Here is an 18,550-nt window from a genome sequence, read left to right on the forward strand (position 1 = left end):
CCTTTTCGCTTTCTGGTTTTCGAAGGATCCTTGCCATGACCACTACCCACCTCAAGAGCGTCTGCCCCTACTGCGGCGTCGGCTGCGGGATCGTCATGCAGGTGGAAGACGGTCGGGTCACCAAGGTCAGCGGCGATCGCGACCACCCCGCCAACCGCGGCCGCCTCTGCACCAAGGGCAGCACCAGCCACCAGGCGCTGGTGGACAGCGGACGCATGGAGCAGGCCTATGTCCGCCACGACCGCTCCCACGAACCGGTGCAGACCGGGCTGGAGCAGGCCGTCGCCGTCACCGCCGAGCGCCTGCGCGCCATCCTCGACCGCGACGGACCCGACGCCATCGCCTTCTATGTGTCCGGGCAGATGTCACTGGAGGCCCAGTACCTGGCGAGCAAGCTGGCGCGGGGCTTCATCGGCACCAACCAGCTCGAATCCAATTCCCGCCTGTGCATGGCCAGTGCCGGCACCGGCTACAAGCTGTCCCTCGGCGCCGACGGTCCGCCCGGTTCCTATGACGACCTCGACCGCGCCGACCTCTTCCTGGTCAGCGGCGCCAACATGGCCGACTGCCACCCCATCCTCTTCCTGCGGCTGCTGGACCGGGTCAAGCGCGGCGCCCGGCTGATCGTCGTCGATCCCCGGCGCACCGCCACCGCCGAGAAGGCCGATCTCTTCCTGCAACTGCGTCCGGGCACCGATCTGCTGCTGCTCAATGGCCTCTTGCATCTGCTGCACGCCGAGGGCTATCTGGACGACGCCTTCATCGCCGCCCATACCGAGGGCTGGGCGGCCATGCCGGCCTTTCTCGCCGACTACAGCCCGGCGCGCGTGGCCGCCGGGACGGGGCTGGCCGAGGCGGACATCCGCACCGCGGCGCGCTGGATCGGCGAGGCCGGTGAATGGACCAGTCTCTGGACCATGGGCCTGAACCAGAGTACCCACGGCACCTGGAGCACCAACGCCCTGTGCAACCTGCACCTGGCCACCGGCAAGATCTGCCGTCCCGGCAGCGGCCCCTTCTCCCTGACCGGCCAGCCCAATGCCATGGGCGGACGCGAGATGGGCTACATGGGGCCTGGCCTGCCCGGCCAGCGCAGCCTGCTGTCCGCCGCCGACCGCGCCTTCGTCGAGCGTGCCTGGAAGATTCCGGAAGGCACCCTGCACACCCGCCTGGGCCAGGGCACCGTCGCCCTGTTCGAGGACCTGGCCGCCGGCACCGTGAAGGCCTGCTGGATCATCTGCACCAATCCGGTGGCCAGCGTGGCCAATCGCGACACGGTCATCCGCGGGCTGCAGGCCGCCGAACTGGTGATCACCCAGGACGCCTTTCTCGACACCGAGACCAACAGATACGCCGACATCCTCCTGCCCGGCGCGCTCTGGGCCGAGGCCGACGGAGTGATGATCAATTCCGAGCGCAACCTGACCCTGGCCCCCCAGGCCGTCAACCCGCCCGGCGCGGCCCGCGCCGACTGGCAAATCATCGCCGACGTGGCCTGCGCCCTGGGCTATGGCGAACACTTCACCTACGCCTCGGCCGCCGAGGTGTTCGACGAGATCAGGCAGTTCCACAACCCCCAGACCGGCTACGACATCCGTGGCGCCAGCCATGCCCGGCTGCGCGAGACGCCGCTGCAATGGCCCTGCCCCAGCGCAGAGAGCGATCCGCGCCAGCCGATCCGCTATCGCAACGACGGCCGCAGCCAGACCCTGCGCCTGGACGAGACCGGCGAACCCAGCGCGCTCAACTTCGCCACCCCCAGCGGCAAGGCGCAATTCTTCGCTCGCCCGCACCTGGACCCGGCGGAATTGCCCGATGCCGACTACCCCTTCGTGCTCAACACCGGGCGTTTGCAGCACCAGTGGCACACCCTGACCAAGACCGGCAAGATCGCCGCGCTGAATCGCCTCAATCCGGCGCCCTTCGTCGAGGTACATCCCCAGGACGCCCAGGCGCTGGGGTTCAGCGCGGGCGATCGCCTGGAAATCACCTCGCGGCGCGGTCGCGCGGTGCTGCCGGTGACGATCAGCGACCGGGTCCAGCCCGGCAACTGCTTCGCCCCCTTCCACTGGGCCGACGTTCAGGGCAGCGACCTGGCCATCAATGCCGTCACCAGCGATGCCGTCGATCCGCTGTCCCTGCAACCGGAACTCAAGGTCTGCGCGGTGCGCCTGACCCGGGTCGCCACCATTCCCCATCGCCAGTTGCCGGCCGATGAGCCGGTCACCGAGAGCGTCCAGCAACCCGCCCTGGCGCGGCTGGCCGATCTCACCGGGGTCGCCACCGCGGTACGGCCCCAGCTCAGCGCGGCCGAGCGCACCTACCTGGCCGGCTTCATGGACGGCCTGCGCGACGGTGGCGCCCAGGGCGTGCCCTGCCTGCCGGCCCAGGCGCCGCTGGCCGCCGACGCCCGCCTCTGGCTCGATGGCCTGCTCGCCGGGCTGTTCAGCCGCCTGCCGCAAAGCCAGAGCGCCAGCCTGCCCCAGGCCGCTACCGCGCCGGCCGATCTGGTGGTGCTCTGGGCGTCCCAGACCGGCAACGCCGAAGCCCTGGCCGAGCGCTGCGTCGCCCGCCTGTGCCAGGCCGGTCTCACCGTCGAATTGCACGACATGGCCGCCTATGCCGTGGAACGCCTGCGCGGTGCCCGCCGCGTCCTGCTGGTGAGCAGCACCTTTGGCGACGGCGAGGCCCCGGACAATGGCCAGGCCTTCTGGCAGGGCCTCGGTCGCCTCGATGCCTCCCTCGCCGAGCTGGACTACGCCGTGCTGGCCCTGGGCGATTCCACCTACGAGCAATTCTGCGGCCACGGCCAGCGCCTCGACGCCCGCCTGGCCGAACTCGGCGCCCGCCGCCTCTGCCCGCGCCTTGACTGCGACGCCGATGGCCTCGACGCCGCCGACGCCTGGCTGACCGCCCTGCAAGGGCAGCTGGCGCCCCAGGCCGCCCAGGTGCCCGTCGCCCCTCCGACCACGAGCGGTCGCCCGACGGCGGTGCCCGCGCGGCTGGTCATCAACCAAAGACTCAACGGTGCCGGATCGAACAAGGAGGTGCGGCTGTTCGCTTTCGAATCCGCGCAGCCCCTGACCTACCAGGCCGGCGACGCCTTGAGCGTGAAGGCGCGCAACTGCCCGGAACTGGTCGAGGAGGTGCTCGCCCTCGCCGGCCTGGACGGCGAACAAGCGGTCGCGGTGGCCAAGGTCGGCGAGCTGTCGCTGCGCCAGGCGCTGAGCGAACACTTTGAGATCGCCCGTCCCAATCCCGAGACCCTGGCGCTGATCGCCGAGCGCAGTGGCGCTGCCGAGTGCCGCGCCCTGCTGAGCGACCGGGACAGACTCAAGACCTGGCTCTGGGGCCGGCAACTGGCCGATGTGCTGGCGCACTTTCCCGCCCGCCACGATGCCAGCGAGTTGCTCGGCAGCCTCAAGCGCCTGCAGCCGCGGCTCTACTCCATTGCCTCCAGCCCCCTGGCCCATGCCGGCCAGGTGCACCTCACGGTCTCGGCGGTGCGCTACGGTCAGCGCAAGGGCGTGGCCTCCACCTTTCTCGCCGACCGTCTGCAGGACGCCACCACCGAGGTGCATGTCCAGCCTTCACGTCACTTCCGCCTGCCGGACCAGGGCGACGTCCCGCTGATCATGATCGGCCCCGGCACCGGCATCGCGCCCTTCCGCGGCTTTCTCCATGAGCGCCGCGCCCGGGGCGACCAGGGCCGCAACTGGCTGTTCTTTGGCGAACAGCACGCTGCCCATGACTTCTACTACCGCGACGAGCTGGAAGCCTTCCAGCGCGATGGCCTGCTGAGCGAACTGAGCCTGGCCTTTTCTCGCGACCAGGCCGAGAAGATCTATGTGCAGGATCGCCTGCGCGAACGCGGCGCCGAGGTCTGGCGCTGGCTGCAGGACGGCGCCCGCGTCTATGTCTGCGGCGATGCCAGCCGCATGGCCAGGGACGTCGACCAGGCCCTGCGCCAGGTGGTGGCGACCCATGGCCACCTCAGCGACGAGGCCGCCGCCGACTATGTGCGCGGCATGAGCGAGCAGAAGCGCTATCTGAAGGACGTCTACTAGCGTCAGTCGCTATAGCACCGCGCGCACCAGGCGGGTAAAGGCCTCGATGGCCTCACGCTCGCCCAGCGCCCCGCGCACCACGGCCGCGGCCAGGGCCTCGCCGGCGCCGACCAGGCCGATGCAGGACACCTGCAACTCCGCGGCGGACCTCGTGCTGTGCGGCGTGAGCACCGCCGCCACCATCCGGGTGCCGTGCTCCAGCAACTCCTGATACACCGCGGTCTTTTCCTCACTCCCTGCCAGGGCCGCCGCCAGCACGCCGACCTCGCCCTGCATGTCGGTCACGCAACGGATGTAGCCCTCGGCCAGCGCCGCGGTGGCCTCTTCGGCGCTCTGCTGCCGGGCCGTCATGGCCTGGCGAAAGGCATCCATCTGCGCCAGATCGAGCCAGCGATAGAGTTCGATGAGCAGTCCCGAGCGGGTACCGAAATGCTCGTAGACGACCGGCTTGGAAACGCCTGCCTGTACGGCCAGATAGCCCAGGGTCAGGCGATCCGCACCCTCTTCCCGGACGATGAGCCGCGCTGTTTCCAGCAATTGCTGACGCCGCGCCGCCTTAGAAAGACGCCGCGCGGCACCATCGGAGATCGGTTTTTCAGGGATGGATCGCTCTGCCATTGGTCACGTCTTCTTGCAAACCTACTAAAGGTAGGTTAATCCTGATTTAGAACCTACTCTTGGTAGGTTAACGCGGGGAGCAGCTGCTGGCCAGCTGGCGGTACGGTCTCCTCGATCTCAGCACTGCAACCACGAGGACAGCATCATGCCACTGCAACCCATACTCTTTGCCGGCGGTTCGGGCACGGTAGGCCGCCAGGCCGTCCACTGGTTCCGCCAGCGCCAGCCTGACTGGCCGCTGCTGGTGGGGGGCCGCAACCTCGCCACGGCCGAGGACGTCGCCCAGGCCGCCGGCCAGGCCCGGGCAGTGGGCCTGGATCTCGACCAGCCGGGGCTGGGACTGGATCCCGCCCTCACCCCGGCAGCCATCATCATGCTAGCACCGGATCAGGCCCTGCACGGCCTGAGCCTCGCCCAGCGCCTGGGCATCCCCTATCTCAATGCCAACACCGGCGTCACCGAACTGGGGCCGGAAGTCGCCCAGTTCATGCACCACCCCGGCGCCCATGCCCTGGTGCTGTCCAGCCACTGGGCTTCGGGCGCCGCCCTGGCGCTGGCGCTCGATCTCGCCCGCCGCTTCACCCGGGTCGCGGCCATCGGGGTGGAGGTCTTGCTGGACGAAAAAGATCCGGCCGGTCCCCTGGCATGGGAGGATATGGCGCGGGTGCACAGCGCGGCGCCCGCGGCCCTGGCGTTCCGGCACGGGCGCCGCCACTGGCTGAGCGGTGCCGACCTGCAGGGCAGCGTCACGGCGCTGGACGGTCGCACGCTGGCCGCCACGGCCTTTGGCTCCATCGATCTGTTGAGCCTCTGGGCCACCACCGCCGCGCCGGAGCTCCGCTTCGACATCGCCATGGGCGAGTCCTCCAGCCGGCGGCGGGGCGCGGAAACGGCGGCCGAGATCGCGGTCAAGGTGACCGGCGAAAGGGACGGCCAGACCACCACCGCACGGTCCGTGCTGGAATTCAGCCAGGGGCAGGCCTCGCTGACTGCCCTCGGGCTGGTGCTGTCGCTGGAGCGGGCGCTGGGCCTGGTGGGCGGTAGACCGCTGCCGGCAGGTCTCTATATGCCCGAACAGCTCTGGGCGGCCGACTGGTTTCTGCAGGAGTTGCAGCGGGAGGGCGCGGTGCTCCATCACCCGGTGGACGGGTACTGAGCTCAGGAAATGGCGGAAGGCAGTGGGAGTCGAACCCACCCGGGAACGGCTGCCGTCCCCAACCGGGTTTGAAGCCCGGCCACGCCACCGGGCGTGATTGCCTTCCTCTGTTGCGCTAGCCCTCGGCGGCGCGGGCCCAGGCGCTGTCCGGGCGGACCCGGCGCTCGTCGCCGAAGCGCCGGGTGAAACCGATGCGATCCAGGCATTCGAGGATCTGGATGCTGCGCTTGCGACCGATGCCGAGGGCATCGCGAAAGGCCGCGGCGCGAATGATCCCTGCTTCGCGCTCCAGGCGCAATGCCTCACTGGCCGCGGCTTCCAGACTCGCCTGGGGATAGAAGAGATCCTTGACCACCTGGGTCAGTTCCCCCAACCGGGCCAGTTTGCGCAGCAACAGGCGCACCTCGGCCTCGGGCTGACCCAGGCTCTTGGCGAGATCGCGGGTCCAGGGCGGATCGAAGCGCTGGGCCTCCAGCAGCGGCCAGAGCCGGGCCTTGAGCCCCTCCTCCGCCTCGGTGAGGCGTACCTGGTGATCGGGCAGGTGCAGCCAGGGACCACTGCTCTGCAAGCGCCCCTCGGCCAGGGCCGTCTCCAGCAGCGCCAGATAGACGGGCCGCTCCAGTTCCGGCGCGGCGATGCGGCGCAGGCGATCCCGATCCGGTCCCAGTTCGTCGGGTTGCTCCTGGTGAAAGGTGGCCAGCACTGCGCCCAGGCGCTCGAGTGCCGCCTGCCACAGAGCCGCCGCGAACAGCCGCGGACCGACCCGCGTGTCCACCCTCAGGGTGTCGGCGGGCAATTGCCAATCGCCTTCGGGGCGGTTGAATTGCCGGGCCAGCAGTCGCGGATCGAGACCGCCTGCGGCCTGGGCCAGGAGTTCGGGCAGGGCTTCCTCCAGGCCGCCCTGCCGCAGCGCCTGGAGTTGCGCCAGACGCTGCGGGGTGCGGCGATGGCGGGCCGGGGCGAAGGGATCGAGCAGCCGCGCACCGCCCAGGGTGCGCTGGGCGGACTGGTCGCGCAGCACCAGGCGATCACCGTGCACCCCGTGCAAAGGCGCATTGAGCACCAGTTGCGCCAGGGCCGTGGCACCCGGGGCGAGGCTGTCACCTTCCAGCAGGGCGACGCGCCCGGTGAGATCCTGGGCGCCGAGGTGCACGTGCACTGGCGTCCAGTGCGTCAGGTTGCGCGCCTCGCCGGGCAGCAGGCGCAGTTCGACATCGATGCGGGTGGTGGGCGCGTGCAGCGCCTCGGCCACCAGCCAGTCGCCGCGGGCGAGGCTGTCGGTGCTCAGGCGCTCGCCCGCCAGATTGAGCGATACGCGCTGACCGGCCTGAGCGGTTTCTGCCGCGCGATTCTGCGCATGCAGCCCCCGCACCCGCAGGCGCTGGCCGCGCGGGGTGAGGATGAGCTCGTCGCCAACGGCCACCTGGCCGGCGAAGGCGGTGCCGGTGACCACCACCCCGGCCCCGGCGACGCTGAACACCCGGTCCACCGCCAGGCGAAAGCCACCGCGGACGTTGCGCTGGCGCACCTGGTCCAGGGCCGCGAGCAAGGCGGCGCGCAACGCGGGGATACCGGCGCCGCTGGGGCTGGCCACCGGATACAGCGGCGCCCCGGCGAAGGGCCCGGCAGCCAGCAGCGCACTGACCTCCTGACCAACCTGCGCCAGCCGCTCGGCGTCCACCCGATCGGCTTTGGTCAGGGCCACCAGCAGCCGGGGAATGCCGAGCAATTCGAGGATCGCCAGGTGCTCGCGGGTCTGGGGCATGACGCCATCGTCGGCCGCCACCACCAGCAGGGCCAGATCCAGACCGCTGGCACCGGCCAGCATGTTGTGCACGAAGCGCTCGTGGCCGGGCACGTCGATGAAGCCGGTGAGGCCGCCGTCGCCCAGATCGGCATAGACATAGCCCAGGTCGATGGTGATGCCACGCGCCTGCTCTTCACGGCGGCGGTCACCGGCGACTCCGGTGAGGGCCTGGATCAGCGCCGTCTTGCCATGGTCGATGTGGCCGGCGGTGCCGATGATCATGGGGACGATACCAGGCGGGAGAACAGGGGCGTCATAGGGGCTCCAGGCGGCGGACTGGCGCTCAGGGTAGCGGCGCCCCGCGCGCCCGCCTAGCCGTGATGCTCGCGCAGGAAGGCCACGAAGGCGCGCAGCGGGGCTGGCAGTTGGCGGCGATCCGCGTAGTAGAGCCGCGGACCGGGAAAGGACGGGGACCAGTCCGCCAGCACTTCCACCAGGCGGCCGTCGGCCAGGGGCGCAGCCAGGTAGTCGGCGAAGGAATAGATGAGGCCGACGCCGTCGAGGGCGGCCTGCAGTTCCAGGTCGAGTGCCGAAGCCAGCAGGCGACTGCCCGGAGCGATGTTGATGACCTCGCTGCCGCGCTCGAAACTCCATTGCGCCACCAGGCCGCTGGCGAAGCGATGCCCGATGCAGGAATGCCGGACCAGGTCGGCGGGATGCGCCGGTACGCCATGCTGTTCCAGGTAGGCCGGGGTTCCGGCCACGGCGAATCTCTGGGTGGCCGGGCCCAGCCGCACGCTGATCATGTCGGCTTCCAGGTGCTCGTCGTAGCGCACCCCGGCATCGAAACCAGCGGCGAGCACGTCGATCAGCCGGTCCTCGGCCACCACCTCCAGGCGAATGCCCGGATACCGGGCCAGGAAGGGGCCGATCAGCGGTGGCAGCAGCACCCGGGCGACGATGGTGGGCACATTGAGTCTCAGGCTGCCCACCGGACTTTCGCCCTCGGCATTGATGGCGTCCAGCGCGCCGCGCACCTCGCGCAGGGCCGGGGTCAGGCGTTCCAGCAGGCGCTGGCCGGCCGAGGTGGGGGTCACGCTGCGGGTGGTGCGATGCAGCAGCCGCACATCCAGTTCCCGCTCCAGCCGCCGCACCGCATCGCTCAGCGAAGAGGCGGCCACGCCACGCACATAGGCGGCGCCGCGAAAGCTGCGGGCCTCGGCCACGGCGGCGAAGGCCGCCAGGTCATCCAGATTCAAGGCGCCTCCATTGTACGGCTAGGCGAACAGGTCGTTGTGTCACGACCGGATTATCGCACGGCACCCTGGCGACTAGAGTGAAGCCTCATCCATCTGACGAGGAATCCCTCATGCAACAGCGTCGCTTGGGCCAGCAGGGCCCCTTGGTATCCACGCTCGGTCTGGGCTGCATGGGCATGTCCGATCTCTATGGCGCCGCCGACCGTGGCGAGGCCATCGCCACCGTCCAGGCCGCCCTCGAACGCGGCGTCACCCTGTTCGACACCGGTGACTTCTATGGCATGGGCCACAACGAACTGCTCCTGGGCGAAGCCTTGCGCGGCCGCCGCGATAGTGCCCTGATCAGCGTCAAGTTCGGCGCCCTGCGCGGTCCGGGTGGCGAGTGGCTGGGCTACGACGCCCGGCCGGCGGCGATCAAGAATTTCGTCGCCTACAGCCTCAAGCGCCTGGGCGTGGACCACATCGACATCTATCGCCCGGCGCGGCTGGATCGCCAGGTGCCCATCGAGGACACCATGGGCGCCCTCGCCGAGCTGGTCCAGGCGGGCTACATCCGCCACATCGGCCTTTCGGAGGTGGGCGCCCAGACCCTGCGGCGAGCGGCCGCGGTGCACCCGGTCTGCGACCTGCAGATCGAGTATTCGCTGGTCTCGCGCGGCATCGAGGCCGAGATCCTGCCGACCTGCCGCGACCTGGGCATCGGCATCACCGCCTATGGCGTGCTCTCCCGCGGTCTGCTCAGCGGTCACTGGCGCCAACCCTCGGGCAGCGGCGACTTCCGCGCCCTCAGTCCGCGCTTCCAGCCGGGTAACGTGGAGCGCAATCTGGCGCTGGTAGAAGGCCTGAAGCAATTCGCTGAACGCCGCGGCACCACCCCGGCCCGGCTGGCGGTGGCCTGGGTCGCCGCCCAGGGCGAGGACATCGTGCCTTTAATCGGAGCCCGCCGCCGCGCTCAGCTCGACGAATCCCTCGGTGCGCTGGAGGTGACGCTGAGCGATGCGGATCGCGCCGAACTGGAACGCCTGCTGCCGCCAGGCGCGGTGGCCGGCGATCGCTACGGCGAACACCAGCTGCGCGATCTCGACAGCGAACGCTGAACCACCCCCGGCAACAACGGCCCGCCTTGCGCGGGCCTTTGCGTTTCAGCGCTCGGCCGGACGCTCCTGCATCAGCACCCAGGGCGCCACCACCACCGCCCACAGCGCCACCTCGGGCGCCTCCAGCCGGCGTCGCGCGCGCGCTTCGTCGACCTTGGCCAGCTGACCCTGCTGCAGCCACAGACCCACCCGGGCGGCATCGTCCTGGGTCACGGCGATGGCCGCTTCGATCAGGTCCAGCTCGGGGGCCACTTCCAGCAGCACGCCCCGCGCAAAATGCGGTTGCAATTCTTCCCAGCCGATGGCGGCGGTCTGCCCGAGCAGGGTGGCGTAGCGCGTTGCGTGATCGGTCATGGTGCGGGCCTCGCGAAAAGGGCGGATTCTACCGTTGCCCTCCCCGCTTGCCGAGCGCCCGGACGCACGGTCGACAAGTCCGACAAGTTGTCGTCGCCAGCTTTCCAAGACGAACAGACGGTGATTAAACTGCGCGGCGCGTCATAAAGAACAAAATCGGCACATTTTCGCTTCCAACTGCCTCATTAATAAAAGCATTCCGAGTGGAGCACTCATGAAAAAGGCAACTCTGCGTTTCTCCCGCTTGGTCGCGGCCCTGGCCCTGGCCGGCATGGCCAGCCACACCCTGGCAGCCGACACCCTGAAGATCGGTCTGGCCGGCCCCAAGACCGGTCCGGTCGCCCAGTACGGTGACATGGAGTTCATTGGTGCCCAGATGGCCATCGAGCAGATCAACAAGGCCGGCGGCGTCAAGGGCAAGCAGCTCGAAGGCGTGATCTACGACGACGCCTGCGATCCCAAGCAGGCCGTGGCGGTTGCCAACAAGATCGTCAACGATGGCGTCAAGTTCGTCGTCGGCCACCTCTGCTCCAGCTCCACCCAGCCGGCCTCCGACATCTATGAGGACGAAGGCATCCTGATGGTGACCCCGGCGGCCACCAGCCCCGACATCACCAACCGTGGCTACAAGCTGATCTTCCGCACCATCGGCCTGGACAACATGCAGGGCCCGACCGCCGGCAAGTTCATCGTCGAGCACGTCAAGCCGAAGATCGTCGCGGTCATCCACGACAAGCAGCAGTACGGCGAAGGCATCGCCACCGCGGTCAAGCAGACCCTGGACAAGGCCGGCGTCAAGGTCGCCGTGTTCGAGGGCATCAACTCCGGCGACAAGGACTTCTCCTCGCTGATCGCCAAGCTCAAGCAGGCCAACGTCGACTTCGTCTACTACGGCGGCTACCACCCCGAGCTGGGCCTGATCCTGCGTCAGGCGGCCGAGAAGGGCCTGACCGCCAAGTTCATGGGTCCGGAAGGCGTGGGCAACAGCTCCATCTCCGCCATTGCCGGCAAGGCGTCCGAAGGCCTGCTGGTCACCCTGCCGCGCTCCTTCGACCAGGATCCCAAGAACCAGGCCCTGGTGCAGGCGTTCAAGGACAAGAAGCAGGATCCGAGCGGTCCCTTCGTGTTCCCCTCCTACGCCGCCGTGCAGGTCATCGCCGAAGGCATCGCCAAGGCGGGCGACGAGAAGCCCGAGGATGTGGCCAAGGCGCTGCGCAGCAACACCTTCAACACCCCCACCGGCGAGCTGGCGTTCGACGAGAAAGGCGACCTGAAGAACTTCGAGTTCGTGGTCTACGAATGGCACGCCGACGGCACCAAGACTGAAGCCAAGTAAGCCCTGCCTGTAACACCGGAGCCCACCGCCCACGGCGGTGGGCTTCGTTTATCCGCCTCCATCCGAGGCCTGGGACCTGCACCAGAAGTGCACTTGGGTCCCCTGGAGACACCCATGCCCGAGTTCTACCACTACCTGCAACAGCTGGTGAACGGCCTCACGGTCGGCAGCACCTATGCCCTGATCGCCATCGGCTACACCATGGTCTACGGCATCATCGGCATGATCAACTTCGCCCATGGCGAGGTGTACATGATCGGCTCCTACGTGGCTTTCATCGCCATCGCCGGCCTCGCCATGCTAGGCATCCACAGCCTGCCCATCGTCATGCTCGCCGCCTTCGGCGCCAGCATCATCATCGCCAGTGCCTACGGCTACAGCATCGAACGCATCGCCTATCGCCCCCTGCGCGGCGGTAACCGGCTGATCCCGCTGATCTCGGCGATCGGCATGTCGATCTTCCTGCAGAACTGGGTGCTGCTGGCCCAGGACTCCAAGGACAAGTCGATCCCCAACCTGCTGCCGGGCAACTTCATCATCGGCACCGACGCCATGAACGGCGTGGTGATCTCCTATGTGCAGGTGCTGATCTTCATCGTCACCCTGCTCACCATGTTCGGCCTGACCTGGTTCATCTCCCGCTCCCGCCTGGGCCGCGCCTGCCGCGCCTGCGCCGAGGACATCAAGATGGCCAACCTGCTGGGCATCAACACCAACGGCATCATCGCCCTGACCTTCGTCATCGGCGCCACCCTGGCCGCCGTGGCCGCGGTGCTGCTGGGCATCCAGTACGGCGTGATCAACCCGAGCCTGGGTTTCCTGGCCGGCATCAAGGCCTTTACCGCCGCCGTGCTCGGCGGCATCGGCAGCATCCCCGGCGCCATGCTCGGCGGCCTGGTGCTGGGCGTGGCCGAGGCCTTTGGCGCCGACGTCTTCGGTGACCAGTACAAGGACGTGGTGGCCTTCAGCCTGCTGGTGCTGGTGCTGCTGTTCCGCCCCACCGGCATCCTCGGTCGTCCGGAGGTGGAAAAGGTATGAGTGCCCGTCTGCGAACCGCCTTCTTCAGCGCCCTGCTGGTGCTGGCCGTCGCCTATCCCATCCTCGGCCTCAAGCTGGAGACGGTGGGCGTCAACCTCGAAGTGCACGGCGCCACGCCGCGCACCCTCTGGATCGTGGCCCTGGCCGCGGTGCTGATGTTCGTCTGGCAACTGGTGCGCGACCAGGTCACCGCCGGCTGGCGCCGCAGCGGCGGCCTGCCGTTGCCGGCCACCGGCCTGGGCACCAAGCTGACCGAACCCAAGACCCAGCGCTGGGTGATCCTCGGCCTGGTGCTGGTAGCCCTGGTGTGGCCCTTCTATGGCTCGCGCGGCGCGGTGGACATCGCCACCCTGATCCTGATCTACGTGATGCTCGGCCTCGGCCTGAACATCGTGGTGGGCCTGGCCGGTCTGCTCGACCTGGGCTACGTCGGCTTCTATGCCGTCGGCGCCTACACCTACGCCATGCTCTCCCACTACTATGGCCTGGGCTTCTGGGTGTGCCTGCCGCTGGCGGGGCTGATGGCGGCGCTGTTCGGCTTCCTGCTCGGCTTCCCGGTGCTGCGCCTGCGCGGCGACTACCTGGCCATCGTCACCCTGGGCTTCGGCGAGATCATCCGCATCCTCTTGCGCAACCTCACCGAATGGACCGGCGGCCCCAACGGCATCAGCGGCATCGACAAGCCGACCCTGTTCGGCCTGACCTTCGAACGCCGCGCACCCGAGGGCATGACGCCCTTCCACGAGTACTTCGGCATCCCTTACAACTCCGAATACAAGGTGATCTTCCTCTACCTGATCGCCCTGCTGCTGGTGCTGCTGACCCTGTTCGTGATCAATCGCCTCCTGCGCATGCCCATCGGTCGCGCCTGGGAAGCCCTGCGCGAAGACGAGATCGCCTGCCGCGCCCTGGGGCTGAATCCCACGCTGATCAAGCTCTCGGCCTTTACCCTGGGCGCCTGCTTCGCCGGTTTCGCCGGCAGCTTCTTCGCCGCCCGCCAGGGCCTGGTGTCGCCGGAATCCTTCACCTTCATCGAATCGGCCATCATCCTGGCCATCGTGGTGCTGGGCGGCATGGGGTCCCAGCTCGGCGTGATCCTCGCGGCCATCGTGATGATCCTCTTGCCGGAGCTGATGCGCGAATTCAGCGAATACCGCATGTTGATGTTCGGCCTGCTGATGGTCGTGATGATGATCTGGCGTCCGCAAGGCCTGCTCCCGATGCAACGCCCGCACCTGGAGTTGCGCAAATGAGCCAAGCCCTTCTCGATGTCTCCGGCCTGTCCATGAGGTTCGGCGGCCTGCTGGCCGTCAACGGCGTCAACATCCGTGTGGAACAGGGCCAGGTGGTCTCGCTGATCGGTCCCAACGGCGCCGGCAAGACCACGGTGTTCAACTGCCTGACCGGCTTCTACCGGCCCAGTGGCGGCGAGATCCTCCTGCGCGGCGAGGCCATCCAGGGCCTGCCCGGGCACAAGATCGCCCGCAAGGGCGTGGTGCGTACCTTCCAGAACGTCCGCCTGTTCAAGGAAATGACCGCGGTGGAGAACCTGCTGGTGGCCCAGCATCGCCACCTCAACACCGGCTTCCTGGCCGGGCTGTTCAAGACCCCGGCCTTTCGCAAGAGCGAAGCCGAGGCCATGGATTACGCGCGCTTCTGGCTGGAGCAGGTCAACCTCACCGAGTTCGCCAACCGTAACGCCGGCAACCTCGCCTACGGCCAGCAGCGCCGCCTGGAAATCGCCCGCTGCATGATGACCCGCCCGCAGATCCTCATGCTCGACGAGCCGGCCGCCGGTCTCAACCCGCGCGAGACCGAGGACCTCAAGGCGCTCATCGCCCTGCTGCGCGCCGAGCACGGCGTCACCGTGCTCTTGATCGAGCACGACATGCACCTGGTAATGAGCATTTCCGACCACATCGTGGTGATCAACCAGGGTACCCCCCTGGCCGACGGGACGCCGGAGCAGATCCGCAACAATCCCGACGTGATCAAGGCCTACCTGGGCGAATCCTGATGGAGACCTCCATGCTGCAGTTCGACAACGTCTCCACCTTCTACGGCAAGATCCAGGCGCTGCATGGCGTCAGCGTGCAGGTGAACCGGGGCGAGATCGTCACCCTGATCGGCGCCAATGGCGCCGGCAAGTCCACCCTGCTGATGACCCTCTGCGGCACCCCGCGCGCCCATGGCGGCAGCATCCGCTACGAAGGCGAGGAACTGGTCGGCCAGGAAACCGCGCAGATCATGCGCAAGGGCATCGCCGTGGTACCGGAAGGCCGCCGGGTGTTCGCCCGCCTGACCGTGGAAGAGAACCTGGCCATGGGCGGCTTCTTTACCGACAAGCACGCCTATGACCGCCAGCTGGAGAAGGTCCTCGGCCTCTTCCCGCGCCTCAAGGAGCGCTATGCCCAGCGCGCCGGCACCATGTCCGGCGGCGAGCAGCAGATGCTCGCCATCGGCCGGGCGATGATGAGCGAGCCGCGCCTGCTGCTGCTCGACGAGCCCTCCCTGGGCCTGGCGCCCATCATCATCCAGCAGATCTTCGAGATCATCGAGCAACTGCGCCAGGATGGGGTGACGGTGTTCCTGGTCGAGCAGAACGCCAACCAGGCGCTCAAGCTGGCCGACCGCGGCTATGTGCTGGAGAACGGCCGCATCGTCATGCAGGACAGCGGCGCCGAATTGCTGGCCAACCCGGACGTGCGCAAGGCCTATCTGGGCGGTTGAGCATGCCGTCGCTGCCCGACACGCTTCAACCTCGGCGCGGCGAAGCCCAACGATGCCGTAGCGTGGAAAACGGCGTAGCCTTTTCCAACGGGGGTTTCGCGGTGAAGGGTGCTCTCACCCCAGCCCTCTCCCGCAGGGGGAGAGGGCTTTCAGTGCGTAGGTTGGGTTGAGACGGCTCCATCGTCGAAGCCCAATAGCACCGTAGCGTGGAAAACGGCGCAGCCTTTTCCACTGGGGTTTCGCGGCGAAGCGCGCTCTCACCCCAGCCCTCTCCCGCAGGGAGAGGGGGCGATCCAAGCAGCGCGTAGGTTGGGTTGAGACGCCTCCACCGTCGAAGCCCAACAGCACCGTAGCGTGGAAAACGGCGCAGCCTTTTCCACTGGGGTTTCGCGGCGAAGCGCGCCCTCACCCCAGTCCTCTCCCGCAGGGAGAGGGGGCTTTCAACGCGTAGGTTGGGTTGAGACGGCTCCACCGTCGAAGCCCAACGGTGCCGTAGCGTGGAAAACGACGCAGCCTTTTCCACTGGGGGCTTCACAGCGAAGCGCGCCCTCACCCCAGTCCTCTCCCGCAGGGAGAGGGGGCTTTCAATGCGTAGGTTGGGTTGAGACGGCTCCATCGTCGAAGCCCAATAGCACCGTAGCGTGGAAAACGGCGCAGCCTTTTCCACTGGGGCTTCACAGCGAAGCGCGCCCCCACCCCAGCCCTCTCCCGCAGGGAGAGGGGGCTTTCCGCGCAGGCGTTGAGCTCCATCAACCTCGCTACCCCAACGCCTCCAACCGCTGCCGACTGCGCTCGAACCAGTCGCTCAGGGCTTCCGCCACCACTCTGGTGCGCTTCGGCAACCCACCTTGGTAGGGATGGACCAGAAACAGCGGCTGGCTGGGGGTGCGCCATTCCCGGAGCAGCCAGACCAGGGCGCCGCTGGCCAACTCTTCGTGCACCATGAATGACGGCAGCCGGGCGATGCCCTGCCCGGCCAGGGCAGCCTGCTTGAGCAGGCTGTAGTGGTTGCAGGAAAGACTGGGCTCCACCTGGACGCGGCTGAGCTGATGCTCACGGTGATAGAGCCAGACGTCGCCCTCGGCATAGTGACTGTTCACCAGGCAGCGATGGCCGAGCAGATCCTCGGGCACCCGGGGAACCTCGACCCCGGCCAGATAGGCCGGTGCCGCGCAGGTCACCTCCTGCATGGCGAACAGCGGCCGGGCGACCAGGCGTTCGTCCGGCTCCAGCCGGGCGCGGATCGCCAGGTCGAAGCCCTCGGCCACCAGGTCGCGGTAGCCGTTGTCCAGCACCAGGTCCAGCTGGATGGCGGGATGGGCGGCGCGACAGGCCAGTAGCACCTCGAAAAAGGTGTAGCCCAGGGACACCGGCACGGTCAGGCGCACCGGGCCGACGGCTTGCTCCTGCAGCCGGGCCACGCTCTGCAGGGCCCGCTCGCGCTGGCGCACCAGGGCCTGGGCCTCCGGCAGCAGGGCACGACCAGCGGGGGTGGGATCGAGGCGTCGGGTGGTGCGGTGCAGCAGCTGGGTCTCCAGGCGCATCTCCAGCGACCGGATGCGCTTGGACAGCTGGCCCTTGCTGCATCCCAGGCGCTCGGCCGCACGGGTGAAGCTGCCGCTGTCACAGAGGATGGCGAAGGCGGCGAGATCGGCAAAGTCGTCCTGCATCGTTTCCCCCTGGAAACACTGGATTGCCATTCAGGTGATTTATCGGGGCAATGGGCCATTCTAGGCTGAGGACTCCCTTCCCTTCACGGAGCCACCCCCATGAAAATCATCCTCGTCGGTGCCAGCGGGACCCTGGGCAGCGCCATCGCCGAACGCCTGGGCAGCCGCCATGACCTGATCCGCGTCGGCCGCCGATCCGGCGACCTGCAGGTCGACATTACCCAACCCGAGTCCATCCGTGCCCTCTTCACCCAGGTGGGTCGTTTCGACGCCCTGGTCAGCGCGGTGGGTTCGGTGACCTTCGCCCCCTTCACCGAGATGACGCCCGAGGCGTACCAGAAAGGCCTGCAGGACAAGCTCATGGGCCAGGTCAATCTGGTGCTGCTCGGCCAGCAGCAGGCCGCCGAGGGCGCCTCCTTTACCCTGACCACCGGCATCCTCAGCGAACAGCCCATCGCCCAGGGCAGCTCGGCGGCCATGGTCAACGCGGCGCTGGAAGGCTTCGTGCGCGGTGCGGCCATCGAGTTGCCCCACGGTCAGCGCCTCAACGCGGTCAGCCCGACGGTGCTGCAGGAGTCCCTGGGCCACTACGGTGATTTCTTCCGCGGTTTCAAGGCGGTCAGCGGCGCCGAGGCCGCGCTGGCCTACGAACGCAGTGTGGAAGGACGAGAAACCGGCAAGACGTATCGCGTCTGGTAAGTCCTTGAGCTCGCGGCGCTGTCTGAGTAACGTGTGCCCACCTCAGTCGGAGTCCTGCGATGCCAGCGCCGCGTGCCATCTTTCCCCTAGCCCTGCTCGGCCTCCTCGGGGGCTGCAGCCTGTTCCAGAGCGACGACACCCCGCGTGCACCGGGCGGCGAGCGCCTGCAGGGCGATCTGCGCTGGAGCGGTGACCAGCTGCTGTTCCGCCCCTGCCAGGAACAGCGTTTCTTCGACGTCACCGACGCCAACAACACCGCCATCCTGCGCGATGCCCACGAACTGGCCGCCGACAGCGGCGCCGCTTCGCTGTTCGCCGACCTGCGCGGCAAGCTCAAGTCCGGCGGCCGCGATGGTGCCCAGGGCGTGTTCGCCGTCACCGATGTCTACCGCGTGCAATACAGCGGACCGGGTTGCAGCGATCCCAACTTCAAGCGCACCGCCATGAACGCCGGTGGCCATGGACCGGACTGGAGCGTCCAGGTCAGCAACCAGGGCATGCTGGTCAGCACCGCCGGCCAGCAGCGCCGCGCCCTGCCCTTCGTGCAGGAAGAATTGCCGGGCGGCATGCGCGCCCTGTCCACCGAAGCCAATGGCGAGAAGGTCGAGCTGTGGATCAATCCGCGCCGCTGCGTGGACGGTCGCACCGGCACCGTGCAGTCACTGCAGGCCGAACTGCGCATCAATGGCCAGACCTGGCAGGGCTGCGCCTTCTATGGCGGAGCCGGCAATCCCACCTAACTCGGGCGTTCGCGCGATGCTTAGCGCGATCCCCTTGGC

The 18,550-nt window shown here is 68.2% G+C and carries 15 protein-coding genes and 1 tRNA gene; 10 read left to right on the forward strand and 6 right to left on the reverse strand.

Translation table 11 applies throughout. The features are described from left to right. The first annotated feature begins 35 nt into the window (after positions 1-35). Positions 36-4,067 carry a bifunctional nitrate reductase/sulfite reductase flavoprotein subunit alpha gene (locus OXS31_RS04845; protein ID WP_267398169.1) on the forward strand — a complete coding sequence of 1,344 codons (4,032 nt, stop codon included), beginning with the start codon at positions 36-38 and terminating at the stop codon, positions 4,065-4,067. Between the two features lie 9 nt (positions 4,068-4,076). On the opposite strand, the gene OXS31_RS04850 is transcribed toward OXS31_RS04845, so the two are convergent. Beyond that, positions 4,077-4,685 carry a TetR/AcrR family transcriptional regulator gene (locus OXS31_RS04850; protein WP_267398170.1) on the reverse strand — a complete coding sequence of 203 codons (609 nt, stop codon included), beginning with the start codon at positions 4,683-4,685 and terminating at the stop codon, positions 4,077-4,079. A gap of 145 nt (positions 4,686-4,830) precedes the next feature. Here OXS31_RS04850 and OXS31_RS04855 point away from each other — a divergent pair, with 145 nt between their 5' ends. After that, the gene (locus tag OXS31_RS04855) at positions 4,831-5,841 is read left to right on the forward strand and encodes a hypothetical protein (protein ID WP_267398171.1); all 1,011 of its coding nucleotides are present in this window, start codon (positions 4,831-4,833) and stop codon (positions 5,839-5,841) included. 10 nt (positions 5,842-5,851) lie between these two features. Here OXS31_RS04855 and OXS31_RS04860 read toward each other — a convergent pair. From OXS31_RS04860 to OXS31_RS04870, 3 genes are all read right to left on the reverse strand, one after another. After that, a tRNA-Sec gene (locus tag OXS31_RS04860) sits at positions 5,852-5,947 on the reverse strand. A gap of 9 nt (positions 5,948-5,956) precedes the next feature. Beyond that, complete coding sequence (selB, locus tag OXS31_RS04865; protein WP_267398172.1) at positions 5,957-7,870, reverse strand: selenocysteine-specific translation elongation factor; 1,914 nt, start codon at positions 7,868-7,870, stop codon at positions 5,957-5,959. Positions 7,871-7,959: 89 nt separating this feature from the next. Further along, positions 7,960-8,847 carry a LysR family transcriptional regulator gene (locus tag OXS31_RS04870; protein ID WP_267398175.1) on the reverse strand — a complete coding sequence of 296 codons (888 nt, stop codon included), beginning with the start codon at positions 8,845-8,847 and terminating at the stop codon, positions 7,960-7,962. 110 nt (positions 8,848-8,957) lie between these two features. Here OXS31_RS04870 and OXS31_RS04875 point away from each other — a divergent pair, with 110 nt between their 5' ends. Further along, positions 8,958-9,944: an aldo/keto reductase gene (locus OXS31_RS04875; RefSeq protein ID WP_077171844.1), complete on the forward strand. Its 987-nt coding sequence runs from the start codon at positions 8,958-8,960 to the stop codon at positions 9,942-9,944. Between the two features lie 45 nt (positions 9,945-9,989). Here the strand turns inward: OXS31_RS04875 and OXS31_RS04880 are convergent, their stop codons facing one another. Next, positions 9,990-10,298 (reverse strand): DUF2288 domain-containing protein, encoded by a 309-nt coding sequence (locus OXS31_RS04880; RefSeq protein WP_044341462.1) that lies wholly within the window; start codon positions 10,296-10,298, stop codon positions 9,990-9,992. Between the two features lie 214 nt (positions 10,299-10,512). Here OXS31_RS04880 and OXS31_RS04885 point away from each other — a divergent pair, with 214 nt between their 5' ends. The 5 genes from OXS31_RS04885 (at position 10,513) to OXS31_RS04905 (ending at position 15,402) form a co-directional block, all read left to right on the forward strand. Beyond that, a complete protein-coding gene (locus OXS31_RS04885; protein ID WP_007159570.1) occupies positions 10,513-11,634 on the forward strand; it encodes a branched-chain amino acid ABC transporter substrate-binding protein in 1,122 nt (373 codons plus the stop codon). A 114-nt stretch (positions 11,635-11,748) separates the two neighbouring features. After that, on the forward strand, positions 11,749-12,672 hold the full coding sequence (gene livH / locus OXS31_RS04890; protein ID WP_007159571.1) for a high-affinity branched-chain amino acid ABC transporter permease LivH: 924 nt from the start codon (positions 11,749-11,751) through the stop codon (positions 12,670-12,672). Further along, a complete protein-coding gene (locus tag OXS31_RS04895; RefSeq protein WP_007159572.1) occupies positions 12,669-13,925 on the forward strand; it encodes a high-affinity branched-chain amino acid ABC transporter permease LivM in 1,257 nt (418 codons plus the stop codon). Before livH ends, OXS31_RS04895 begins: the two co-directional genes overlap by 4 nt. Further along, positions 13,922-14,689 carry a high-affinity branched-chain amino acid ABC transporter ATP-binding protein LivG gene (livG, locus tag OXS31_RS04900; RefSeq protein ID WP_007159573.1) on the forward strand — a complete coding sequence of 256 codons (768 nt, stop codon included), beginning with the start codon at positions 13,922-13,924 and terminating at the stop codon, positions 14,687-14,689. The genes OXS31_RS04895 and livG overlap by 4 nt, the downstream gene beginning before the upstream one ends. Before the next feature lie 11 nt (positions 14,690-14,700). After that, entirely contained in the window at positions 14,701-15,402 is a 702-nt protein-coding gene (locus OXS31_RS04905; protein ID WP_007159574.1) for an ATP-binding cassette domain-containing protein, read from the forward strand. A gap of 758 nt (positions 15,403-16,160) precedes the next feature. Here the strand turns inward: OXS31_RS04905 and OXS31_RS04910 are convergent. Beyond that, positions 16,161-17,072 (reverse strand): LysR family transcriptional regulator, encoded by a 912-nt coding sequence (locus OXS31_RS04910; RefSeq protein WP_267398182.1) that lies wholly within the window; start codon positions 17,070-17,072, stop codon positions 16,161-16,163. Positions 17,073-17,171: 99 nt separating this feature from the next. On the opposite strand from OXS31_RS04910, the gene OXS31_RS04915 reads away from it, so the two are divergent. Further along, entirely contained in the window at positions 17,172-17,771 is a 600-nt protein-coding gene (locus OXS31_RS04915; protein ID WP_267398183.1) for a short chain dehydrogenase, read from the forward strand. Between the two features lie 59 nt (positions 17,772-17,830). Then, on the forward strand, positions 17,831-18,511 hold the full coding sequence (locus OXS31_RS04920) for a lipoprotein (protein ID WP_007159577.1): 681 nt from the start codon (positions 17,831-17,833) through the stop codon (positions 18,509-18,511). Positions 18,512-18,550: the final 39 nt, after the last annotated feature.

Origin of the sequence: Pseudomonas sp. GM_Psu_1, from assembly GCF_026544185.1 — a bacterium.
In the GTDB taxonomy this organism is placed as follows: domain Bacteria; phylum Pseudomonadota; class Gammaproteobacteria; order Pseudomonadales; family Pseudomonadaceae; genus Chryseomonas; species Chryseomonas oryzihabitans.

What these genes read in the sequence shown, in the direction of transcription:
- OXS31_RS04850 (WP_267398170.1), bottom strand. Translation starts at nt 4,685, where the DNA reads ATGGCAGAGCGATCCATCCCTGAAAAACCGATCTCCGATGGTGCCGCG.
- OXS31_RS04855 (WP_267398171.1), top strand. Translation starts at nt 4,831, where the DNA reads ATGCCACTGCAACCCATACTCTTTGCCGGCGGTTCGGGCACGGTAGGC.
- OXS31_RS04880 (WP_044341462.1), bottom strand. Translation starts at nt 10,298, where the DNA reads ATGACCGATCACGCAACGCGCTACGCCACCCTGCTCGGGCAGACCGCC.
- OXS31_RS04895 (WP_007159572.1), top strand. Translation starts at nt 12,669, where the DNA reads ATGAGTGCCCGTCTGCGAACCGCCTTCTTCAGCGCCCTGCTGGTGCTG.
- livH (WP_007159571.1), top strand. Translation starts at nt 11,749, where the DNA reads ATGCCCGAGTTCTACCACTACCTGCAACAGCTGGTGAACGGCCTCACG.
- OXS31_RS04875 (WP_077171844.1), top strand. Translation starts at nt 8,958, where the DNA reads ATGCAACAGCGTCGCTTGGGCCAGCAGGGCCCCTTGGTATCCACGCTC.
- OXS31_RS04915 (WP_267398183.1), top strand. Translation starts at nt 17,172, where the DNA reads ATGAAAATCATCCTCGTCGGTGCCAGCGGGACCCTGGGCAGCGCCATC.
- OXS31_RS04910 (WP_267398182.1), bottom strand. Translation starts at nt 17,072, where the DNA reads ATGCAGGACGACTTTGCCGATCTCGCCGCCTTCGCCATCCTCTGTGAC.
- OXS31_RS04845 (WP_267398169.1), top strand. Translation starts at nt 36, where the DNA reads ATGACCACTACCCACCTCAAGAGCGTCTGCCCCTACTGCGGCGTCGGC.
- livG (WP_007159573.1), top strand. Translation starts at nt 13,922, where the DNA reads ATGAGCCAAGCCCTTCTCGATGTCTCCGGCCTGTCCATGAGGTTCGGC.
- selB (WP_267398172.1), bottom strand. Translation starts at nt 7,870, where the DNA reads ATGATCATCGGCACCGCCGGCCACATCGACCATGGCAAGACGGCGCTG.
- OXS31_RS04920 (WP_007159577.1), top strand. Translation starts at nt 17,831, where the DNA reads ATGCCAGCGCCGCGTGCCATCTTTCCCCTAGCCCTGCTCGGCCTCCTC.
- OXS31_RS04885 (WP_007159570.1), top strand. Translation starts at nt 10,513, where the DNA reads ATGAAAAAGGCAACTCTGCGTTTCTCCCGCTTGGTCGCGGCCCTGGCC.
- OXS31_RS04905 (WP_007159574.1), top strand. Translation starts at nt 14,701, where the DNA reads ATGCTGCAGTTCGACAACGTCTCCACCTTCTACGGCAAGATCCAGGCG.